Origin of the sequence: Bradyrhizobium sp. UFLA01-814 (genome assembly GCF_046718885.1) — a bacterium.
Lineage (GTDB): Bacteria > Pseudomonadota > Alphaproteobacteria > Rhizobiales > Xanthobacteraceae > Bradyrhizobium > Bradyrhizobium elkanii.
Genome location: NZ_JAQOSR010000090.1, coordinates 1 through 20,427, shown reverse-complemented (window position 1 = coordinate 20,427; position 20,427 = coordinate 1). Strand labels below are relative to the sequence as shown.

The window sequence follows — 20,427 nt, the reverse complement described above, 5'->3', positions numbered from 1 at the left end:
TCCCTCGGAAGAGGCGGGATAAAATCCGGCGCAGCGGGACGAGCGTCGAACAGAGACCTGACATATCTGATGGCAAAACACCTCATTGACCGCGGCACGCGCACCGCGCTGGCTCTTCTCGTCACCGCCGCGATCGCCGGCGCTGCGACTGCGCAGAATGCGCCGCCGCCGAAGCCCGCACCCAGCGCTGGAGCCAAGGCTGCGCCAAAGAAGGACGCCGGCGCGCAGACCAATGCGGACAAGGGCCCGACGACGACGGGCGCCACCCAGGCACCGCCGAACCCGGTGATTCCCGATCCGCGCCGCAATGTGCCCGCCAACATCTTCCAGACCTTCGACGCCAACCAGAAGGCGCAGGCCGCCAAGGTCTCGGCCTACCTCTCGTCGCTGCAAACGCTGGTCGGAAATTTCGTCCAGGTCGGCCCCGACGGCACCAAGACCAAGGGCGATTTCTACATCCAGAAACCCGGCAAGCTGCGCTTCGAATATGACGATCCGAGCCCGATCGAGGTGATCGCGGACGGCTCCTCGGTCGCGGTGCGCGACCGCAGGCTCGCCACCCAGGACGTCTATCCGCTGTCGCAGACCCCGCTGCGCTATCTGCTGTCGGACCGCATCGACCTGATGAAGGACACCAACGTCATCAGCGTCACCGCCGATGACGTGTTCGTCAGCATCACGATCGAGGAGAAGCAGGCGCTGGTCGGCACCAGCCGCTTCCTGCTGATGATCGGCGCCAAGGACGGCAAGCTCAAGCAGTGGACCGTCACCGACCCGCAGGGCTACGACACGACCGTTGCGGTCTACAATCTCGACGCGACGCAGAAGCCCGATCCGGCGCTGTTCAAGATCGACTTCACGACCTATCCCGGCACCTCGCCGGGCTAGCCGTGACGCTGTAGGATGGGTAGAGCGCAGCGAAACCCATCGCGGTCACGGCGAGCTGCGTCAATGATGGGTTTCGCTTCGCTCTACCCATCCTACAAGCGCTTGCTTGTGGACAAAGCGCCAACCCGCACTGAGAACCGTGCTAAGACGCACCTCTCATGCGGTTCTCCGTCACCACCTGGAACATCAATTCGGTGCGCCTGCGCATCGACACCGTCGCCAAGTTCATCAAGAGCGCGCGGCCGGATGTGCTGTGCCTGCAGGAGACCAAATGCATCGACGATGCATTTCCGCTCAAGCGCTTCAAGCGGCTCGGCTATGAGCACGTCGCGCTGAACGGACAGAAGGGCTATCACGGCGTCGCCATCGTCTCGCGCCTGCCGTTCGAGACGACCGACATCAGGACGTTCTGCGACAAGATCGATTCACGACACATCTCGGTGTCCTTCGGCGAGAAGGCGCAGCTGTCAAAGCCGCTGGTGCTGCATAATTTCTACGTCCCGGCCGGCGGCGACATTCCCGATCCCGCGCTCAATCCGAAATTCGAGCACAAGCTGCAATTCCTCGACGAGATGAAGGCCTGCGAGCCGTTGCATCCGCGCGGCGACGACCGCCACATCCTGGTCGGCGACCTCAACGTCGCGCCGCATGAGAACGACGTCTGGTCGCACAAGCAGCTGCTCAAGGTGGTCTCGCACACGCCGGTCGAGACCGAGAAGCTGCTCGCCGCGCAGGCGCATGGCGAATGGTTCGACATCGCGCGCGAGCGGATCCCGATGTCGGAGAAGGTCTACACCTGGTGGAGCTACCGCGCGGCGGACTGGACCGTCGGCGATCGCGGCCGCCGGCTCGATCATATCTGGGTCTCGCGCGCGCTGAAGGATCAGGTCAGCGATTTCAGGATCGCCCGCGACGCCCGCGGCTGGGAGCGCCCGTCGGACCACGTGCCGGTGACGGCGGTGATGGAGGTTTAGGGGCGCCGCCGACCCCCGATCCGTCATCCTGAGGAGCGCGGAACGCGCGTCTCGAAGGGTGCACGGCCCGGCTGGTGGCCGTCGACCCTTCGAGGCTCGCCCAGCGGCGCAATTGCGCCGCAAGGCTCGCACCTCAGGGTGACGGTTCAATGACCTTGCGGAATGACGCGCCGAAAGTTCACGTACTCAACTTCCCGCCTGCCATCAGGATATCGCTTGCGAGCTGGCTGGTACGCAATGCGAGTTCGTCGCGCAGCCGAAGGGCCGCGGCGGGATCGCTTTCCAGCACGCGCTGGAACAGGCTGCGCGCGACGCGGATCACCGAGCCGCGCTCCAGCGCGGTGGCGGTCGACGGCCGCTTCATCGCGACGATCAATGCGAGCTCGCCGATCAGCGCGCCGGGACCGGCAATGATCTCGGCGCCACCTTCCTCGACGCGGAAGGTGCCGCGCTGCACGACATAGCCGGCGTCCGCAGCGTCGCCGGCCTTGAACAGCACGTCGCCTGCGTTGAAATCACGTTGCTCGGAGCCGATCGCCAGCATGCGCAAGGAGCTCTCGCCCAACAGACGCATCGTCGGGACCCGCTCGAGCAGGGCTACGTCATCATCGATCGACATTCAGGTCCGGTAACCGCGGCGCGCCTCGATTTCACGAATCGTTGAGCGCAAAGCGTATCACGGCACCAGCTTGTAGCCACCGGCTTCCGTCACCAGGATTTCCGGGTTGGCGGCGTCCTTCTCGATCTTCTGGCGGAGGCGGTAGATGTGGGTTTCCAGCGTGTGGGTGGTGACACCGGAATTGTAGCCCCAGACTTCCTGGAGCAGGGTCTCGCGCGACACCGGCATCTGGCCGGCGCGGTAGAGGAAGCGGAGGATCGCGGTTTCCTTCTCGGTCAGCCGCACCTTCCTGGCATTGGCGCCGGTCAGCATCTTCGAGCCGGGCCGGAACGAGTAGGGGCCGACCGAGAACACCGCGTCCTCGCTGGCCTCGTGCTGGCGGAGCTGCGCCCGGATCCGGGCCAGCAGCACCGCGAAACGAAATGGCTTCGCTACATAGTCGTTGGCGCCGGATTCGAGCCCCAGAATCGTATCGGAATCGGTGTCGTGGCCGGTCAGCATGATGATCGGTGCCTTGAAGCCGCCCTTGCGGAGCGAGCGGACCACTTCGCGGCCGTCGGTGTCGGGCAGGCCGACGTCCATCAGGACCAGATCGGGGGAATTGGCTTTGGCGGCAGTGGCGCCCTTGGCGCCGGTGTCGACTGCGGAGGCTTCGAATTCCTCGTGCAGCGACAGCTGCTCGACCAGCGTATCGCGCAGATCGGTATCGTCATCCACGATCAAGATCTTGCGGGCATTGGCCATAGGTACAATCCTTCGGGGGCGGGGCGGTCAGAAGCGGAGGGCGCCTATGGCCGTAACATCGGCTAGATATGTTCTCAGGTAGGCGATTGTTACCGATTCACAAGGCAACGCAGTCTACCTCAAATCCGGCGGGGCAGGACGTGAATGTCCTGTAATGCCGGGAGATAGAATGTTCTGAACCTCCAAGGCAAGCTCAGTTTGGAACGATTCTTAAGGGAAGATCAGCTATTTCAATCACTTATATGACAGTTAAACGTGATCGGCCGCTCTCCATCATCGAGGTCCGAGCAGCCGCCGGCGACCCGCGCCGGGGCTGGCTGACCGCCGATGGCTGGACCGTGCCGGTGGCGCTCGGGCGCGGCGGAATCCTCGCCAACAAGCGCGAGGGCGACGGCGGCACGCCGCGCGGCGTCTTCCATCCGCGCCAGCTCTGGTGGCGCGCCGACCGGCATCAGCGTCCGACGACTTTCCTGCCGACCCGGCCGATCCGTCGCGAGGATGCCTGGTGCGAGGACCCCGCCGACCGTCACTACAACCAGCCGATCCGGCTCGATCGCGAGCAGGGCGGCGACCGCCTGACTCGCGAGGACCATCTCTACGATTTCATTATCGAGATCGATCACAACGCCGCGCCGCGCATCGCCGGCCGCGGCAGCGCCGTGTTCCTGCATCTGGCGCGGCCGAATTTCGCGCCGACCGCAGGCTGCGTCTCGATGACGAAAGCGTCGATGCTGCGGCTGTTGCGGCGGATGTCGCCGCAGACCCGGATCGTTATTGGGTAGGGTGGTGGAATAGCTCAGCATCGGTTTTCCCACGCGACAGGCGCGACGCGTTTGTGCTGAGATTGCACACAACAGAAAATAATTCCCGCGGGAGTGAAAAAGCATGCTCGACAACAACCAGATCGCCGCCGCCTCGAAGGTCCTGCACGATCACTGGCTCGCCGGCACCAAGCTCACAGCACTCGATGGCGCAATTCGGCCGCGCGATCGCGCCGAGGGCTACGCGGTGCAGGCTGCGCTTGAGAAAACGTCGCGCGAAAAACTGTTCGGCTGGAAGATCGCCGCGACCAGCGCGGCCGGCCAGAAGCACATCAATGTCGCGGGACCGCTCGCGGGGCGCATCCTCGCCGAGACGTTGATACCGGATGGCGGCACCGCGTCGATGCAGGGCAACGAGATGCGCGTCGGCGAGCCGGAATACGCCTTCCGCATGGCGCGCGACCTCGCGCCGCGCACGACGCCCTACAGCGTGCAGGAGGTGCTGGAGGCCGTCGGCACGCTGCATCCGGCGATCGAGATTCCGGATTCGCGTTTCGCCGATTTCGTCGCCGCCGGCGAAGCGCAGCTGATCGCCGACAATGCCTGCGCGCATCTGTTCGTGCTCGGACCCGCAACGACAGCGGACTGGCGCGCGATCGATCTGGTCGAGGACCGCCCGGTCATCACACTGCGCGGCGAGCGCTATATCGGCCACGGCAAGAACGTGCTCGGCGATCCCCGCACAGCGCTCGCCTGGTGCGCCAACGAGCTGCGCGCGCTCGGGCTGACCTTGCGGGCAGGGGAAGTCGTCACCACCGGCACCTGCCATCCCCCGCTGCCGATCGCCGCGGGCGATGAATTCGCGGCCGATTTCGGCGCGATCGGAAAAGTGTCGGTGAAGTTCGCGTAGGCGTTGCGATCGCTACATACACGATGTCGTCCCTGCGAAAGCAGGGACCCATAACCACCGAAGTCAGTTTCAGGACGAACGTCTCGCCGCGCGCCCCTTACGATGGCCGCGGCGTATGGGTCCCTGCTTTCGCAGGGACGACATTAGTTGTGCGGCTTCAGTTATGCGGCGCCGTCCGCGTCCCAAAAATCGCCGAGCCCACGCGCACATGGGTGGCGCCCATCTGGATCGCCACGGCGAAATCCGCGCTCATGCCCATCGAGAGATTCTTCAGGCCGTTGCGCGCGGCGATCTTGGCGCAGAGCGCGAAGTGCGGCGCCGGCGCCTGGTCGACTGGCGGGATGCACATCAGTCCCGAGATCGACAGGCCGTAGGTGTCACGGCAGGCCGCGATGAAGGTATCCGCGTCCTGCGGCGCGACGCCGGCCTTCTGCGGCTCCTCGCCGGTATTGATCTGGACGAACAGTTCCGGGTGCTTCCCTTGATTTTTGATTTCCTTGGCTAACGCTTCGCAAATGCTGGTGCGGTCGACCGAATGGATCGCATCGAACAGCGCGACCGCCTCCTTGGCCTTGTTCGACTGCAACGGCCCGATCAGATGCAGCTGCAATCCCGGGTGAGCCTGGATTAGCGCCGGCCACTTGCCCTTGGCCTCCTGCACGCGGTTTTCGCCAAATACGCGCTGTCCCGCGCCGATAATCGGCAAAATTGCGTCAGCCGCGAACGTCTTCGACACCGCGATCAAGGTCACCGACGCACGGTCGCGCCGCGCTTCCTTGCAGGCATGGGCGATCTCGCGTTCGACGGCGGCGAGGCCGGAGGCAGGGTCATGTGGTGAACCGGGCGGTAACGGCGTGGTCGGGCTTTGCGTCATGCTTGTGCCGTTCTCTGACAGGTGCGGGGGGTTGGCTCGAATTTTACCAAATTCGGGAAAGGCTTTTTGAAGCCCTGCATTCTACCTTGCGCACGGGCAAGGGAATAGAATGTCGGGCGTCACTTTCAACCGCAACCGGGTCAGGCTCAAGAAGGTTCTGGGAATTCGTGCCCGGCTGGCCTTGCTTGCGCTGATGCTGGTCGCGCCCCTGATGCTCGACCGCGTCCGCACGCTGGAAGACTCCCGCAGCAAGCAGATTGCGCAGGCCGCGGCCGGCTATGCCAGCCTCACCGCGCATGCCGCCGAGACCCAGCGCGAGGTGGTCTCCTCGGTCGAGACCATGCTGAAATCCGCCGCCTATATCCGCGCTTCCGGCGGCATCGCGCAGAGCTGCGAGGTGCTGCGCGCCAGCCTGCCGACGGTGCTGCCCTGGATCCGCAGCATCATGTTCGTCTCCAGGGACGGGCTGGTGCAGTGCTCGACCCTCAACGTCCAGGTCGGCCTCAATGTCGGCGACCGCGAATATTTCAAGAAGGCGCAGGACAACCGCGGCTTCGTGTTCAGCGACTATCTGCGCGGCAGGACCAACGGCCGCCCGATGATGATGGCCGCCTATCCGGTGGCCGCGATCAATCCGGAGCAGGATGCCGTCGTCGTCGCCGGCATCAACATCGATTGGCTGTCGCAGATCATGGCCAATCTCGGCGGCCAGCCCGGCATGTCGGCCGTTCTCGTCGACAGCACCGGCGTCGTGATCGCCGCGCCCGCGGATCATGCGAGCCTGATCGGCCGCTCGCTCGACACCATCCCCTTGATGGCCGCGATCGCCGAGAAGGCGCTGAGCTATGACGAACCATCCGGCTCGGTGTCGTTCACGGCGTCCGACGGCGCGCAGCGCACGCTGAGCTTCGCGCGCATCGCCGGAACGCAGTCGCGGCTGATCGTGAGCATGGATGAGGCCAAGGTGACCGCGGCGATCAACCGCGAGATCCGCACCGCCTATCTGCAGCTCGGCTTCGTCTGCCTTTTCGTCTTGTTGGGTGCCCTGGTCGGCGCCGAGCGGCTCGTCATCCATCCGATCGAGCTGATGACCGGTATGGCGCGGCGGTTCGGCGAAGGCGACTGGTCGGCACGCGTCGCCAAGCACAAGCTGCCGTCGGAATTCGTGCCGCTGGCGCGCGCCTTCAACGCGATGGCGGCGCAGCTCAGCCAGCGCGAGCGCGAGCTCGTCGCCTCCAACGATCGCCTCACCGTGATGGCCTCGATCGACGCGCTGTCGGGCCTTGCCAACCGCCGCGGCTTCCAGAGCCGGCTCGACTTCGAATGGATGCGGGCGCAGCAATATGAATGCGAGCTGTCCCTGATGATGATCGATGTCGATCACTTCAAGCTCTACAACGACACCTATGGCCATCCCGAGGGCGATGCCTGCCTGACCCGGATCGGCGAGGTGCTGTCCGGGATCGCCGCCGACACCATGGGCTTCGCCGGCCGCTATGGCGGCGAGGAATTCTGTCTCTTGCTACCGAACACCGACGCCGCGCATGCGCTCGCGATCGGCGAGACCGTGCGCACCGCCGTGCTCGGCCTTGCCGTGCCGCACACGTCCTCGAGCCATTGTGTCGTCACCGTCAGCGTCGGCGTTGCCACGACCAAGCCGAACGAGACCCAGCGCCCCGGCGACCTGATCGAAGCCGCCGACGCCGCCCTCTACGCCGCCAAGCGCCGCGGCCGCAACGCCGTGATCGAGCACGGCTTCCTGCAGACGCTGGACGAAGCCGGGATGGCGCTGGCGAGCTGAGATCATGCGTGGCCGAGCCGCGCCATGAGCGCGGAACCATGATGATCGGCGACGCCGCATATTTTCGTCAGGACGTCGAGGAGGCTGCAGACGGCGCCCCTGCGACAGAGGCAGGGCGGCTGCGCGACGGGATGGGGCGTTTGGAGGCCCCAAGCCGTTGACCGCGCAGGCGCTTTTGTGGCCTAGTCCGCCGTCCCCGGATGGGACCCGAAAATCACCCAAAGCCACCCAAAATCCTTGCGATTTCATGACCGCCGAACGCTATAACGCCCGTGAATCCGAGCCCCGCTGGCAGCGCCTGTGGGACGAAAAGGCGATCTTCGCCTCCAAGAACGACGATCCGCGGCCGAAATACTATGTGCTCGAGATGTTCCCCTATCCGTCGGGGCGCATCCATATCGGCCATGTCCGCAACTACACGCTCGGCGACGTGCTGGCCCGCTTCATGCGCGCCAGGGGCTACAACGTGCTGCACCCGATGGGCTGGGACGCGTTCGGCCTGCCGGCGGAGAATGCCGCGATCGAGCGCAAGGTGGCGCCGAAGGCCTGGACCTACGACAACATCGCCGCGATGAAGAAGCAGCTGCGGTCGATCGGGCTGTCGCTCGACTGGTCGCGCGAATTCGCGACCTGCGACCCCAGCTACTACAAGCATCAGCAGAAGATGTTTTTGGACATGCTGCACGCCGGCCTCGCCGAGCGCGAGAAGCGCAAGCTGAACTGGGATCCGGTCGACATGACCGTGCTCGCCAACGAGCAGGTGATCGACGGCCGCGGCTGGCGCTCGGGCGCCGTCGTCGAGCAGCGCGAGATGAGTCAGTGGGTCTTCAAGATCACGAAGTACTCGCAGGAGCTCTTGGCGGCGCTGGATGGTCTCGACCGCTGGCCCGACAAGGTGCGCCTGATGCAGCGCAACTGGATCGGCCGCTCCGAGGGCTTGCTGATCCGCTTCGCGCTGGATGCGGCGACGACGCCGGCCGGCGAAAGCGAGCTGAAGATCTTCACGACGCGGCCGGACACGCTGTTCGGCGCCAAGTTCATGGCGATCTCGGCGGATCACCCGCTGGCGCAGGCGGCTGCCGCGAAGAACCCGAAGCTCGCGGAGTTCATCGCCGACATCAAGAAGATCGGCACCGCGCAGTCGATCATCGACACCGCCGAGAAGCAGGGTTTCGACACCGGCATCAAGGCGGTGCATCCGTTCGATCCGAACTGGAAGCTGCCGGTCTATGTCGCGAACTTCGTGCTGATGGAATACGGCACCGGCGCGATCTTCGGCTGCCCGGCGCACGACCAGCGCGACCTTGACTTCGTCAACAAGTACGATCTCGGCAACGTGCCGGTGGTCTGCCCCGAGGGCCAGGACCCGAAGACGTTCGTCATATCAGACGTCGCCTATGACGGCGACGGCCGCATGATCAATTCGCGCTTCCTCGACGGCATGACCATCGAAGCGGCCAAGGAAGAGGTAGCCAAGCGGCTGGAAAACGAAGTGCGCGCCTTGCCAGGGGAAGGAAGGTTGGCGCCGGTCGGCGAGCGGCAGGTGAATTTCCGCCTGCGCGACTGGGGCATTTCGCGCCAGCGCTACTGGGGCTGCCCGATCCCGGTGATCCATTGTCCGACCTGCGACGTGGTGCCGGTGCCCGACGACCAGCTGCCGGTGACGCTGCCGGAGGATGTCAGCTTCGACAAGCCGGGCAACGCGCTCGACCATCATCCGACCTGGAAGCATGTGACTTGCCCCAAGTGCGGCGGCAAGGCCGTGCGCGAGACCGACACGATGGACACCTTCGTGGACTCGTCGTGGTACTTCGCGCGCTTTACCGACCCGTGGAACGAGACCGCGCCGACCACGCCCGCGGTCGCCAACCGGATGATGCCGGTCGACCAGTATATCGGCGGCGTCGAGCACGCGATCCTGCATCTGCTCTACAGCCGCTTCTTCACCCGCGCGATGAAGGCCACCGGCCACATCGACATGAGCGAGCCGTTCGCCGGCATGTTCACCCAGGGCATGGTGGTGCACGAGACCTACCAGAAGGCCGACGGCAGCTGGGTCACGCCGGCCGAGGTGAAGATCGAGGTCGGCGGCAACGGCCGCCGCGCGGTGCTGATGGCGACCGGCGAGGACGTCGCGATCGGCCCGATCGAGAAGATGTCGAAGTCGAAGAAGAACACCGTCGACCCCGACGACATCATCGCGAGCTACGGCGCCGATGTCGCGCGCTGGTTCATGCTGTCGGACTCGCCGCCGGACCGCGACGTGATCTGGAGCGACGAGCGCGTGCAGGGCGCCTCGCGCTTCGTGCAGCGGCTGTGGCGGCTGGTGAACGAATCGGCCGAGATCGCCAAGGCCGCCCCGGCGGCCCGGCCGGCGACGTTCGGGCCCGACGCATTGGCGCTGCGCAAGGCGGCCCATGGCGCGCTCGACAAGGTGTCGTCCGGGATCGAGCGGCTGCATTTCAACGTGTGTCTCGCCCATATCCGCGAGTTCGCCAATGCGCTGTCCGAGGTGCTGGCGAAAGGCGACAAGCCGGCGCCGGACCCCGCTCCAGATGTTTCTTGGGCGGTCAAGGAGGCCGCGACCATCCTGGTGCAGCTGTTCTCGCCGATGATGCCGCATCTGGCTGAGGAGTGCTGGGTGGTTCTGGGCCAGACCGGGCTGGTTTCCGAGGCCGATTGGCCACAAATCGAGCGCGATTTGCTGGTCGAAGACAGCGTGACCCTGGTCGTCCAGGTCAACGGTAAAAAACGAGGTGATGTTACCGTGCCACGGGCGGCGCAAAATGCGGATATAGAGGCTGCCGTTTTGGCGCTCGATGCGGTAAAAGCCGCCTTGGGTGGCAAAGCCGTCCGCAAGGTGATCGTGGTGCCCATGAGGATCGTCAATGTTGTCGGCTAGGATCAGGATCGCCGCCCGGCTCGTGGCCGTGGCTGCCTTGGCCGCGCTGACGGCCGGATGCTTCCAGCCGATGTATGCCGAGCGCACCCTCGACGGCCAGTCGTCCGCCCTGCGCGAGAAGCTGATGGGCGTCGAGGTTCCGCCGGTCGACAAGCCGAACGCCTCGCGCGAGGCCCGGGTCGGCGTCGAGGTCCGCAACGCCCTCGCCTTCAAGCTCTACGGCACCGCCACCGGCGCACCGCCGACGCATCGGCTGGTGCTGCGGTTCACCACCAGCCGCTCCTCGTTGATGATCGACCAGGCCACGGCGCTGCCGACCAGCGAGAATTACGGCATCGACGCCCAGTTCAACCTGGTCGAGATCGCGTCGAACAAGTCGGTGATGACCGGCACCACGTTCTCGCGCGTGTCCTACGACATGCCCGGCTCCTACCAGCGCTTCGCCCGCGCCCGCGCCTTCCGCGACGCCGAGGACCGCGCCGCGCAGGAGATCGCCGACAACATCCAGACCCGCCTCGCCTCCTTCTTCTCCACCGGAACCTGATCGCCGCATTGGTCGCGCTTCGCGGAAAAGAGATCGACAGCTTCCTCGCCCGGCCTGACGCCGGCCGTCCGATCATCCTGCTGTACGGCCCGGACCTCGGCCTGGTGCGCGAGCGTGCCGACGCGCTGATGGCCTCCGCGGTCGACGATCCCAATGATCCATTCTCGCTGGTGCGGCTCGATGGCGACGAGCTCGCCGCCGAACCGTCGCGGCTGGTCGACGAGGCCATGACGATGCCGCTGTTCGGCGGCCGCCGCGCCATCCGCGTCCGCGCCGGCTCGCGCAACTTTTCCAGCGGCGTCGAGACACTGACCGAGACCACCGCGCTCAGGGATTGCCGCATCGTGATCGAGGCCGGCGAGCTCAGGCCGGAATCGCCGCTGCGCAAGATCTGCGAGCGCGCCAAGAATGCAGTGGCGATCGGCTGCTATCCCGACACCGAGCGCGACCTGACCAAGCTGATCGAGGACGAGCTGCGGGTATCGAATCTGCGGCTCGCGCAGGATGCGCGCGCGGTTCTGATGTCGCTGCTCGGCGGCGACCGCATGGCCTCGCGCAACGAACTGCGCAAGCTTGCGCTGTTCGCGCACGGCAAGGGCGAGATCACGCTCGAGGACGTCATGACCGTGGTGTCCGACGCCTCCGAGCTGAAGCTCGATCCGATCGTCGACGGCGCCTTCGCCGGCAACGCCGCGCTGGTCGAGAGCGAGTTCACGAAAGCAATGGTCGCCGGCACCTATCCCGGCGTGATCATCTCGGCCGCGCAGCGCCAGGCGGCATGGCTGCACAAATCGGCGCTGGCGATCGCGGACGGCACGCCGGCGTCAGCCGTGCTCGACGGCGGATTTCCGCGGCTGCATTTCTCGCGCAAACCTGCGGTCGAAATCGCGCTGCGCAATTTCACGCCGCCGCGGCTGGTGAGCGTGATCGATCAGCTCGCGACCGCGGCGCTCGACATGCGCAAGCAGGCCTCGCTCGCCGCCGTGATCGCACAGCGCGCGCTGCTCTCGATCGCGGCGAATGCGAAGCGGCGGGGGTGATTTGATCGAGTCATTCCGGGGCATGCGAAGCATGAACCCGGAATCCAGCGGTGATCGAGAGAGATTCCGGGTTCGCGCTAACGCGCGCCCCGGAATGACGAAACCGCTAACCGCCCTCCAGCCGCCGCACCACCTCGTCGAGCTGCTCGAGGTTGCGGTAGCTGATCTGGACGGTGCCGCCGGGATCGCGATGGCTGACGGTGACGGCAAGGCCGAGCGCATCGCTGACACGCTTCTCCAGCGCCAGCGTGTCGGCATCTTTGTCGACCTTGGCCGCGCTGCCACTGCGCGCCTTCTGCGGCTTGCGCTCCGGCACGCCCTCCTCATGCGCCAGCGCCTCGGCCTGGCGGACGTTGAGGCCTTCGGCGACGATGCGCTTCGCTGCGGTGAGCGGATCCGGCACGCCGATCAGCGCGCGGGCGTGGCCGGCGGAGAGATCGCCTTTCGAGATCAGCGCTTGCACCTCGGCGGGCAGCTTGGTCAGCCGCATCATGTTGGCGACATGGCTGCGGCTCTTGCCGACGATCTTGGCAATGTCTTCCTGGCTGCGTTTGAACTCGTCGGCGAGCGCGTGATAGCCCTGCGCCTCTTCCATCGCATTGAGGTCTTCGCGCTGGACGTTCTCGATGATCATGATCTCGAGCGCGTCGGAATCAGAGACCTCGACCGGCACGATCGGCACCTCGTGCAGACCGGCGAGCTGCGAGGCGCGCCAGCGGCGCTCGCCGGCGATGATCTCGTAGCGGTCCTGCGCGCCCTTGATCGCGCGCACCACGATCGGCTGGATCACGCCGCGCTGCCTGATCGAATCGGCAAGCTCGCCGAGCTCGGTGTCGGCGAAGCTGCGCCGCGGGTTGCGCGGGTTGGCCTTGAGGAATTCGATCGGCACCTTGCGCTGGTTGCGCGGCCGCTCGACATGCGCGGCCGCCTCGCCGCCGACATCTCCGATCAGGCTTGCCAGCCCGCGCCCCAGTCGCGAACGCGCTTCATCGGCCATTGTTGCGAGCTCCCTTGGATTCACACGCAGTACTCCAGACTTGAATTTCAAAAGAAACGTAGGATGGGTAGAGCGAAGCGAAACCCATCGCGGCTCGCAATGAGAGTGATGGGTTTCGCTTCGCTCTACCCATCCTACGCATCGTCAATGCGTGCGCAGCTCGCGCTCGCGCTGGATCACTTCGGTGGCGAGCTTGAGATACGCATCGCTGCCGGCGCATTTGAGGTCGTAGACCAGGACCGGCTTGCCGTAGGACGGCGCCTCGGAGATGCGCACGTTGCGCGGAATCATGGTGTCGTAGACCTTGTCGCCCATGAACTGGCGCACGTCGGCAACGACCTGGTTGGAGAGGTTGTTGCGCGAGTCGAACATGGTCAGCACGATGCCGTGGATCGACAGGCTCGGATTGAGCGTCGAGCGCACCTGCTCCACGGTCTGCAGCAATTGCGACAGACCTTCGAGCGCGAAGAACTCGCATTGCAGCGGCACCAGGATTGCGTCCGACGCCGCCATCGCATTCACCGTGAGCAAATTGAGCGAGGGCGGGCAGTCGATCAGCACATAGGTGTAGTCGGCTTCCGGCGAGACATTGTTGTTCAATCCTGCGATCGCATCGCGCAGCCGGAACGCGCGGCCCGGCGTGGTGCCGAGCTCGAGCTCGAGGCCGGAGAGATCCATGGTGGAAGCGGCGATATGCAGCCGCGGCACCGCGGTCGCGACCACGGCATCGCGCAGCGGCGCCTCGCCGATCAGCACATCATAGGTCGAGCAGCTGCGGTTGCGGCGATCGATGCCGAGGCCGGTCGAGGCGTTGCCCTGCGGATCGAGATCGACGATCAGGACGCGTTCACCAATCGCAGCGAGTGCAGTCCCAAGATTGATCGCTGTGGTGGTCTTGCCGACCCCGCCCTTCTGGTTGGCGAGCGACAGGATGCGCGGATGGCCAGGCGGCTGGGACGCCTTATCCTCTTGATAAACCTCGTCCATCACAGTCATACCAAAATACCATTTGCTCTCGCGGAGTCCCCTAGCGCCGCTCGATTGACCCGAGTTCGACGATCCAGCCCTGTCCGCCGGTGCGGCTGGCGTGTAGCTTTGGCTCAATAATCCAATATTTAGTGGCCTCGGTCAATTCGGCCTCTACATCTTGACCCTTCAAAAACAGCGCCTTGGCGCCCTTTTTGACCCACGGCTCCGCAAAGCCGATGAGTTGATGTAACGGAGCCAGCGCCCGCGCGGTGACGCAATCGACGGGCCCCGGGATTCTATCCACAGTATCCCCGATATCAGCCAGATGCACCGTCCCCGGCGAGCCCGTCACCCGTATCGCCTCGCGCAAGAATGCCGCCTTCTTGGCGATTCGCTCAACCAAATGAATCGACGCGCCGGGTGTCTCGGCCAGCGCGCAGGCCAGCACGACACCGGGAAAGCCACCGCCGCTGCCGAGATCGACCCACGACTTCGCCGACGGCACCAAGCTCAGAAGCTGCAGCGAATCGGAGACGTGGCGGGTCCAGAGGGCAGGCAGCGTCGATGGCGCGACAAGATTGGTCTTGGCCTGCCACGCCAGGAGGAGGGCAATGTATCGGTCGAGCCGCGCCTCTGTTTCACGTGAAACAGGCGTCAGCGCGAGCGCCGCAGCCTTGTCCTTGGCGGAGACGTTGAGTTCGGCGGATTGCGAAATTGAAGCCATTCTCTGGAATGCCGGTCGGGCTCGTCATTGTGAGCGAAGCAAAGCAATCCATAGTCCCGCCTGAGAAGCAATGGATTGCTTCGTCGCTTCCGCTCCTCGCGATGTCCGGGCCGGCTCCCGTTTCACGTGAAACGTCAGGCAGATGCCTTCGCAGCCTTCCGCCGCGCCTCGCGCCGCAGATAGGCCGCCAGAATACCCAGCGCCGCCGGCGTCATGCCGTCAATCCGGCCCGCCTGGCCGACGGTCCGCGGCTGCGCCTTCTGCAACTTGGCGCGCGCCTCGTTCGAAAGACCGGGGACATCGGCATAATCGACGTCGGTCAGAACCAGACCCTCGTCACGCCGGAAAGCGTCAACATCGGCGGTCTGGCGCTTCAGATAGACATCATATTTGGCATCGATCTCGAGATGCACCGCAATCGCAGGGTCAATGGCCGACAGCTCCGGCCAGATCGCCTGGACCGCGGGCCACTCGATCTCCGGATAGGCCAGCAATTCGAAGGCCGATCGGCGATGGCCGTCGCGATTGAGCGCGAGACCGTGCTTGGCGGCTCCATTCGGCGTGATCGCGAGCGACTTCGCCAGTTGCTCGGCCGCCTCCAATGCCGCCATCTTGGTCCGATGGCGCTCGGCCCGCGCCGTTCCCACGCATCCGAGCGCAATGCCCTTGTCAGTCAGGCGCTGGTCGGCATTGTCGGCCCGCAGCGTCAGCCGGTATTCGGCGCGCGAGGTGAACATGCGATACGGCTCGGTGATCCCGCGGGTCACGAGATCGTCGATCATCACGCCGAGATAGCCGTCGGCGCGGTCGAACACGATCGGATCGGCACTTCCGGCGGCGAGAGCGGCATTGAGCCCGGCGACAACGCCCTGCCCCGCCGCCTCCTCATAGCCCGTGGTGCCATTGATCTGGCCGGCCAGGAAAAGCCCGCGCAGACGCTTGGTCTGCAGGGTCGGATCGAGCTCGCGCGGGTCGACGTGGTCGTATTCGATCGCATAGCCCGGCCGGACCATCTTCACCCGCTCGAGGCCGGGGATGCTGGCGAGGATCGCGAGCTGGACCTCTTCCGGTAGCGAGGTCGAGATGCCGTTCGGATAGACCGTGGTGTCGTCGAGCCCTTCCGGCTCCAGGAAGATCTGATGGCCGTCGCGGTCGCCGAAGCGGACGATCTTGTCCTCGATCGAGGGGCAATAGCGCGGTCCGGAGCTCTTGATCTGGCCGGAATACATCGGCGAGCGATGCACATTGGCCCGGATCACCTCATGGGTCGCCGGCGTGGTCCGGGTGATGCCGCACTGGATCTGCGGGGTCGTAATCCGGTCAGTCATGACCGAAAACGGCTCCGGTGGCTCGTCTCCGGGCTGCATTTCCACCGCGGACCAGTCGATCGTGGTGCCGTCGAGGCGCGGCGGCGTCCCGGTCTTGAGCCGGCCGAGCACAAACCCTGCCCGTTCGAAGGAAGCAGACAGGCCCATGGCCGGCGCCTCGCCGACCCGGCCCGCCGGCCAGTTCTTCTCCCCGAGATGAATCAGACCGCGCAGAAAGGTGCCGGTCGTGATGACAACCGCCCCCGCCGACAGCCGGCGGCCATCGCCCAGGCAAATGCCGGTCACGCGGCCGTCGACGACGACGAGTTCATCCGCCTCGCCTTCGATGACGCTGAGGTTCGCGGTCTCGGTGATCGCCGCCTGCATCGCCGCGGCGTAGAGCTTGCGGTCGGCCTGGGCCCGGGGGCCACGGACCGCCGGACCCTTCCGGCGATTGAGCATGCGAAACTGGATACCGCCGGCGTCGGCCACGCGGCCCATCAGACCGTCCAGCGCGTCGACTTCGCGGACCAGATGGCCCTTGCCGAGCCCGCCGATGGCGGGATTGCACGACATCGCGCCAATGGTCGCGAAACGATGGGTCACCAGGGCGGTCTTTGCGCCCATCCGGGCAGCAACGCTCGCGGCCTCGCAGCCGGCATGGCCGCCGCCGATGACGATGACGTCAAATGAGTCTGCCCTGGAAATCATGGCGGGACTTCTATCGTGGAGTCATGAAAGCCGGAAGAACGAAGTTGGGACCGGCTCTCTGAGCCCGAAGCCCGAGGCAAATATGGACTGCTTCGCGTCGCTCGCAATGACGGACGGAGCTGTTTCACGTGAAACAGTGCGGCTGTCTGATCGGCAATTGTTTCACGTGAAACAGGACGAGGGTTCCTTAACCAGATCGAAACCATGTTTCACGTGAAACAGATGGGCGCCCGCTACTTCCCGACGCAGAATTCGCGGAAGATGACGTCCAGAATGTCTTCAACGTCCACCCGGCCGAGCAGACGACCGAGTGAGTAGGCGGCCCGGCGGAGTTCCTCCGCCGCCAGCTCTTCGCCCTGCCCGACCACGTCGATGCTGCGCTGGAGAGATTCGACGGTCTCCTGCAGCAAACCGCGCTGCCGCGTCCGGCTGATCAAGCCACCTTCGCTGGTCCCAAAATAGTCCTGAGCGAACCCGACCAGCGCGGCGATGAGCTCTGACAACCCGTCGCCGCGAGCAGCCGAGATCCTGAATTCGGGGTAACTGCCGCCCTCGCCCGCCGTGGTCCTGACCAGGTCGATCTTGTTCCGCACCAGCCAGGTCGGCGTCGCGCCGCCATGTCCCGCCTTTGCATCGCCGCTGTCGGCTAGCCATAGCACCAGGTCCGCCTCCGCGGCGCGGGCGCGGGCGCGCCGGACACCCTCCTGCTCGACCGGGTCGTCGGTCTCGCGGATCCCGGCGGTGTCGATGACCGTCACCGGATAGCCGTCGAGATCGAGCTGCACCTCGATCACATCGCGGGTCGTGCCGGCATGCGGCGAGACGATCGCGACCTCGCGCTTGGCGAGCTGATTGATCAGGGTCGATTTGCCGACATTCGGCGGACCGGCGATCGCGACCACGAGGCCGTCGCGCAGCCGCTCGCCTTGCCCCTGCCCTGCAAGGACTTGCTTGATCTCCTCATGCAGCGCCCGGATCTTCTTAAGCGCGGGTGCGATCAGTTCAGCCGGGACATCGCCTTCGTCGGAGAAATCGATGCCGGCCTCGATCAGCGCCGACGCCGCGATGATCCGCTCGCGCCAGTCTCGCGCGCGGTCGCCGAGCAGCCCCTTCAGCTGGCGCAGTGCCTGGCGCCGCTGCCGATCAGTGTCGGCGTGGATCAGATCGTCAAGGCCCTCGGCCTCGGTCAGGTCGAGCTTGCCGTTCTCGAAGGCCCGCCGGGTGAACTCGCCCGGCTCGGCCGGCCGCACGTTGTCGAATGCCGCGATCGCATCGAACATCGCCGACAACACCGCGCGTCCGCCATGGACATGAAATTCGGCGACGTCTTCGCCGGTCGCGCTGGCCGGGCCTGGAAACCACAGCACCACCGCGTCATCGATCGGTTGATGGTTCGAATCGTGGAGCAGCGCGCGGGTCGCCAGCCGCGGCATCGGCGTCTTGCCCGCCAGTCCTGCAATGACCGACTCGGCCATTGGACCAGACAGCCTGATGATGGCGATCGCACTCGGCGGCCGCCCCGAGGATAACGCGAAGATGGTCTGGTCGCGTGAATGCATCGCCTATTTCTTCCAGCAAATCGGCAAAGGCAATGCCGCTCCGATTTCGCACCCCCATACCGCGATACTGCGACGCAACATAACCTGGTCTCACTGCAACAGCCGCGCAGCAATTTTGCTGCAGCGTCGTCAGCTAGATTACAAAGCTAGGAAGAAATATAAACAACATCAGATAGTTAAATGAAAAATAAGCACTGACGGCGTCTCCATTTATGCTGCACTTCGCTGCAGCAAATCCGCAGCATGAAAAAGGCGCCCGTTTATGCGGAGCGCCCTGTTCTTTTCGGCCTTGGCCTCAGGTGTTCATGGAATCGAAGAATTCCGAGTTGCTCTTCGTGTTGCGGAGCTTGTCGAGCAGGAAGTCGATGGCGTCCATGGTGCCCATCGGATTGAGGATGCGGCGAAGGACGTACATCTTCTTGAGCACCTGCGGATCGGTGATCAGCTCCTCCTTGCGGGTGCCGGAACGGGCAATATCGATCGCCGGGAAGGTCCGCTTGTCCGAAACCTTGCGGTCGAGGATCAGTTCGGAGTTACCGGTACCCTTGAACTCTTCGAAGATGACTTCGTCCATGCGGCTGCCGGTATCGACCAGCGCGGTCGCGATGATGGTCAGCGAACCGCCCTCCTCGATATTGCGCGCGGCACCGAAGAAGCGCTTCGGCCGCTGCAACGCGTTGGCGTCGACACCGCCGGTCAGCACCTTGCCGGATGACGGCACGACGGTGTTGTAGGCGCGGCCGAGGCGCGTGATCGAATCGAGCAGGATCACGACGTCGCGGCCGTGTTCGACGAGACGCTTGGCCTTCTCGATCACCATCTCGGCAACCTGGACGTGACGCACCGCAGGCTCGTCGAAGGTCGAGGACACCACCTCGCCCTTCACCGAGCGCTGCATGTCCGTGACTTCTTCCGGACGCTCGTCGATCAGAAGCACGATCAGATAGCAGTCGGGATGATTGGCGGTGATGGAGTGCGCGATGTTCTGCATCAGCACCGTCTTGCCGGTGCGCGGCGGCGCCACGATCAGCGCGCGCTGGCCCTTGCCGATCGGCGCGACGATATCGATCACGCGGGCGGAAAGGTCCTTCTTGGTGGAATCCTCAAGCTCCATGCGGAAACGCTGATTAGGAAACAGCGGCGTGAGGTTGTCAAAATTGACTTTGTGCTTGGCCTTCTCGGGATCCTCGAAATTGAGCGTATTGACCTTCAGCAGCGCGAAGTAGCGTTCGCCTTCCTTCGGGCTGCGGATGTGTCCTTCGATGGTGTCGCCGGTGCGCAGGCCGAAGCGGCGGATTTGCGAGGGCGAAACGTAGATGTCGTCGGGGCCGGGCAGGTAGTTCGCGTCAGGCGAACGAAGGAAGCCGAATCCGTCGGACAGCACCTCCACGACGCCCTCGCCGACAATGTCGGTCTCGGCGGCGGCGAGGTTTTTGAGAATTGCGAACATCAGCTCCTGCTTGCGCATGGTGCTGGCATTCTCGACCCCATTCTCTTCCGCAAACGAGACGAGCTCGGCCGGCGTTTTCGATTTGAGGTCCTGGAGTTTGATTTCCCGCATTGGGGTCGTCCTGTGAGGAAGTAAGTAGGGAAGGGGTGCGAGGTGGCTTTGGAAAAAGCGGACGCCAAAGGAAGGTCCGCAGGTCTCAGCCAGGAAAGTGCCGTTTGGGCTTTCAAACCTGATGCGGCGCCGGTCCGAAAAGAACCGGAACGCGACCACATCCGCCTGCGTGGGGTGGGATAAATCCTATATAGAAAATCGATTCGTCCTTCGCAAGAAGGACTGAAGCATGCGTCTTGAGCATCGTGATGTCTAGAACGGCTTCACCACCACCATGATCACGATCAGGATCATCAGAACCGTCGGCACCTCGTTGATAATACGATAGAATTTCTGGCTACGCTGATTCCGGTCGGCGGCGAAATCCTTCACGCAGCGGGACAAAAAGCCGTGGATACCCGACATGGCGAGCACCAGCGCAAATTTGACGTGAAACCAGCCGGATAGGTACCAGTGTCCGGCCCAGACCAGGAAAAGCCCGGCCAGCCAAGTCACGATCATCGCGGGGTTGATGATCCCCTTCAAAAGCCGCCGCTCCATGA

General features: G+C 64.7%; 19 protein-coding genes. 9 read left to right on the top strand and 10 right to left on the bottom strand.

Going from position 1 to position 20,427, the window contains the following annotated elements; all coding sequences use genetic code 11:
- The first annotated feature begins 69 nt into the window (after nucleotides 1-69).
- Together PMN64_RS25220 and PMN64_RS25215 are read left to right on the top strand one after the other, a co-directional pair.
- Entirely contained in the window at nucleotides 70-888 is an 819-nt protein-coding gene (locus tag PMN64_RS25220; RefSeq protein WP_028342013.1) for an outer membrane lipoprotein carrier protein LolA, read from the top strand.
- 158 nt (nucleotides 889-1,046) lie between these two features.
- Entirely contained in the window at nucleotides 1,047-1,862 is an 816-nt protein-coding gene (locus tag PMN64_RS25215) for an exodeoxyribonuclease III (RefSeq protein WP_028342012.1), read from the top strand.
- Between the two features lie 178 nt (nucleotides 1,863-2,040).
- Here PMN64_RS25215 and PMN64_RS25210 read toward each other — a convergent pair whose 3' ends face one another.
- Nucleotides 2,041-2,481, bottom strand: coding sequence for a cyclic nucleotide-binding domain-containing protein (locus PMN64_RS25210; protein ID WP_076833662.1), 441 nt, complete (start codon nucleotides 2,479-2,481; stop codon nucleotides 2,041-2,043).
- 57 nt (nucleotides 2,482-2,538) lie between these two features.
- Nucleotides 2,539-3,225 carry a response regulator transcription factor gene (locus PMN64_RS25205; protein ID WP_016841446.1) on the bottom strand — a complete coding sequence of 229 codons (687 nt, stop codon included), beginning with the start codon at nucleotides 3,223-3,225 and terminating at the stop codon, nucleotides 2,539-2,541.
- Between the two features lie 242 nt (nucleotides 3,226-3,467).
- On the opposite strand from PMN64_RS25205, the gene PMN64_RS25200 reads away from it, so the two are divergent.
- Together PMN64_RS25200 and PMN64_RS25195 are read left to right on the top strand one after the other, a co-directional pair.
- Nucleotides 3,468-4,007, top strand: a complete 540-nt coding sequence (locus PMN64_RS25200; protein WP_028342010.1) for a L,D-transpeptidase — start codon at nucleotides 3,468-3,470, stop codon at nucleotides 4,005-4,007.
- Between the two features lie 103 nt (nucleotides 4,008-4,110).
- On the top strand, nucleotides 4,111-4,896 hold the full coding sequence (locus PMN64_RS25195; protein WP_411782567.1) for a 2-keto-4-pentenoate hydratase: 786 nt from the start codon (nucleotides 4,111-4,113) through the stop codon (nucleotides 4,894-4,896).
- A 157-nt stretch (nucleotides 4,897-5,053) separates the two neighbouring features.
- Here PMN64_RS25195 and PMN64_RS25190 read toward each other — a convergent pair whose 3' ends face one another.
- A complete protein-coding gene (locus PMN64_RS25190; protein WP_411782566.1) occupies nucleotides 5,054-5,770 on the bottom strand; it encodes a YggS family pyridoxal phosphate-dependent enzyme in 717 nt (238 codons plus the stop codon).
- A 109-nt stretch (nucleotides 5,771-5,879) separates the two neighbouring features.
- Between PMN64_RS25190 and PMN64_RS25185 the strand changes: the two genes are divergently transcribed.
- From PMN64_RS25185 to holA, 4 genes are all read left to right on the top strand, one after another.
- A complete protein-coding gene (locus PMN64_RS25185; RefSeq protein ID WP_411782565.1) occupies nucleotides 5,880-7,571 on the top strand; it encodes a diguanylate cyclase domain-containing protein in 1,692 nt (563 codons plus the stop codon).
- Between the two features lie 247 nt (nucleotides 7,572-7,818).
- Nucleotides 7,819-10,473, top strand: coding sequence for a leucine--tRNA ligase (leuS, locus tag PMN64_RS25180; RefSeq protein WP_411782564.1), 2,655 nt, complete (start codon nucleotides 7,819-7,821; stop codon nucleotides 10,471-10,473).
- A complete protein-coding gene (gene lptE, locus PMN64_RS25175; RefSeq protein ID WP_028342005.1) occupies nucleotides 10,460-11,017 on the top strand; it encodes an LPS assembly lipoprotein LptE in 558 nt (185 codons plus the stop codon). Before leuS ends, lptE begins: the two co-directional genes overlap by 14 nt.
- A gap of 8 nt (nucleotides 11,018-11,025) precedes the next feature.
- A complete protein-coding gene (holA, locus tag PMN64_RS25170; protein WP_411782563.1) occupies nucleotides 11,026-12,057 on the top strand; it encodes a DNA polymerase III subunit delta in 1,032 nt (343 codons plus the stop codon).
- A 106-nt stretch (nucleotides 12,058-12,163) separates the two neighbouring features.
- On the opposite strand, the gene PMN64_RS25165 is transcribed toward holA, so the two are convergent.
- The 5 genes from PMN64_RS25165 to mnmE all read right to left on the bottom strand — a co-directional run bounded on the left by PMN64_RS25165 (nucleotide 12,164) and on the right by mnmE (nucleotide 18,324).
- Nucleotides 12,164-13,054 carry a ParB/RepB/Spo0J family partition protein gene (locus PMN64_RS25165; protein WP_304497983.1) on the bottom strand — a complete coding sequence of 297 codons (891 nt, stop codon included), beginning with the start codon at nucleotides 13,052-13,054 and terminating at the stop codon, nucleotides 12,164-12,166.
- A 144-nt stretch (nucleotides 13,055-13,198) separates the two neighbouring features.
- Complete coding sequence (locus tag PMN64_RS25160; protein ID WP_028342002.1) at nucleotides 13,199-14,050, bottom strand: ParA family protein; 852 nt, start codon at nucleotides 14,048-14,050, stop codon at nucleotides 13,199-13,201.
- A gap of 31 nt (nucleotides 14,051-14,081) precedes the next feature.
- Entirely contained in the window at nucleotides 14,082-14,747 is a 666-nt protein-coding gene (rsmG, locus tag PMN64_RS25155) for a 16S rRNA (guanine(527)-N(7))-methyltransferase RsmG (RefSeq protein ID WP_411782562.1), read from the bottom strand.
- A 134-nt stretch (nucleotides 14,748-14,881) separates the two neighbouring features.
- Nucleotides 14,882-16,765 (bottom strand): tRNA uridine-5-carboxymethylaminomethyl(34) synthesis enzyme MnmG, encoded by a 1,884-nt coding sequence (gene mnmG / locus PMN64_RS25150; protein ID WP_411782561.1) that lies wholly within the window; start codon nucleotides 16,763-16,765, stop codon nucleotides 14,882-14,884.
- A gap of 233 nt (nucleotides 16,766-16,998) precedes the next feature.
- Nucleotides 16,999-18,324: a tRNA uridine-5-carboxymethylaminomethyl(34) synthesis GTPase MnmE gene (gene mnmE, locus PMN64_RS25145; RefSeq protein WP_411782560.1), complete on the bottom strand. Its 1,326-nt coding sequence runs from the start codon at nucleotides 18,322-18,324 to the stop codon at nucleotides 16,999-17,001.
- Between mnmE and PMN64_RS25140 the strand changes: the two genes are divergently transcribed.
- On the top strand, nucleotides 18,224-18,508 hold the full coding sequence (locus PMN64_RS25140; protein WP_411782575.1) for a hypothetical protein: 285 nt from the start codon (nucleotides 18,224-18,226) through the stop codon (nucleotides 18,506-18,508). The genes mnmE and PMN64_RS25140 overlap by 101 nt on opposite strands.
- Before the next feature lie 111 nt (nucleotides 18,509-18,619).
- Here the strand turns inward: PMN64_RS25140 and rho are convergent, their stop codons facing one another.
- Nucleotides 18,620-19,885, bottom strand: a complete 1,266-nt coding sequence (gene rho / locus PMN64_RS25135) for a transcription termination factor Rho (RefSeq protein ID WP_028341998.1) — start codon at nucleotides 19,883-19,885, stop codon at nucleotides 18,620-18,622.
- A gap of 252 nt (nucleotides 19,886-20,137) precedes the next feature.
- A partial coding sequence (locus tag PMN64_RS25130; protein WP_411782558.1) for a CopD family protein occupies nucleotides 20,138-20,427 on the bottom strand: 290 nt, incomplete at its 5' end.

Bases quoted from the DNA above. Each gene is read 5' to 3' on its own strand.
- PMN64_RS25200 (WP_028342010.1), top strand. From the start codon at position 3,468: ATGACAGTTAAACGTGATCGGCCGCTCTCCATCATCGAGGTCCGAGCA.
- PMN64_RS25160 (WP_028342002.1), bottom strand. From the start codon at position 14,050: ATGACTGTGATGGACGAGGTTTATCAAGAGGATAAGGCGTCCCAGCCG.
- PMN64_RS25210 (WP_076833662.1), bottom strand. From the start codon at position 2,481: ATGTCGATCGATGATGACGTAGCCCTGCTCGAGCGGGTCCCGACGATG.
- mnmG (WP_411782561.1), bottom strand. From the start codon at position 16,765: ATGATTTCCAGGGCAGACTCATTTGACGTCATCGTCATCGGCGGCGGC.
- PMN64_RS25220 (WP_028342013.1), top strand. From the start codon at position 70: ATGGCAAAACACCTCATTGACCGCGGCACGCGCACCGCGCTGGCTCTT.
- PMN64_RS25190 (WP_411782566.1), bottom strand. From the start codon at position 5,770: ATGACGCAAAGCCCGACCACGCCGTTACCGCCCGGTTCACCACATGAC.
- PMN64_RS25185 (WP_411782565.1), top strand. From the start codon at position 5,880: ATGTCGGGCGTCACTTTCAACCGCAACCGGGTCAGGCTCAAGAAGGTT.
- mnmE (WP_411782560.1), bottom strand. From the start codon at position 18,324: ATGCATTCACGCGACCAGACCATCTTCGCGTTATCCTCGGGGCGGCCG.
- PMN64_RS25165 (WP_304497983.1), bottom strand. From the start codon at position 13,054: ATGGCCGATGAAGCGCGTTCGCGACTGGGGCGCGGGCTGGCAAGCCTG.
- PMN64_RS25195 (WP_411782567.1), top strand. From the start codon at position 4,111: ATGCTCGACAACAACCAGATCGCCGCCGCCTCGAAGGTCCTGCACGAT.
- PMN64_RS25215 (WP_028342012.1), top strand. From the start codon at position 1,047: ATGCGGTTCTCCGTCACCACCTGGAACATCAATTCGGTGCGCCTGCGC.
- PMN64_RS25140 (WP_411782575.1), top strand. From the start codon at position 18,224: ATGACCGACTCGGCCATTGGACCAGACAGCCTGATGATGGCGATCGCA.
- rho (WP_028341998.1), bottom strand. From the start codon at position 19,885: ATGCGGGAAATCAAACTCCAGGACCTCAAATCGAAAACGCCGGCCGAG.
- lptE (WP_028342005.1), top strand. From the start codon at position 10,460: ATGTTGTCGGCTAGGATCAGGATCGCCGCCCGGCTCGTGGCCGTGGCT.
- leuS (WP_411782564.1), top strand. From the start codon at position 7,819: ATGACCGCCGAACGCTATAACGCCCGTGAATCCGAGCCCCGCTGGCAG.
- rsmG (WP_411782562.1), bottom strand. From the start codon at position 14,747: ATGGCTTCAATTTCGCAATCCGCCGAACTCAACGTCTCCGCCAAGGAC.
- PMN64_RS25205 (WP_016841446.1), bottom strand. From the start codon at position 3,225: ATGGCCAATGCCCGCAAGATCTTGATCGTGGATGACGATACCGATCTG.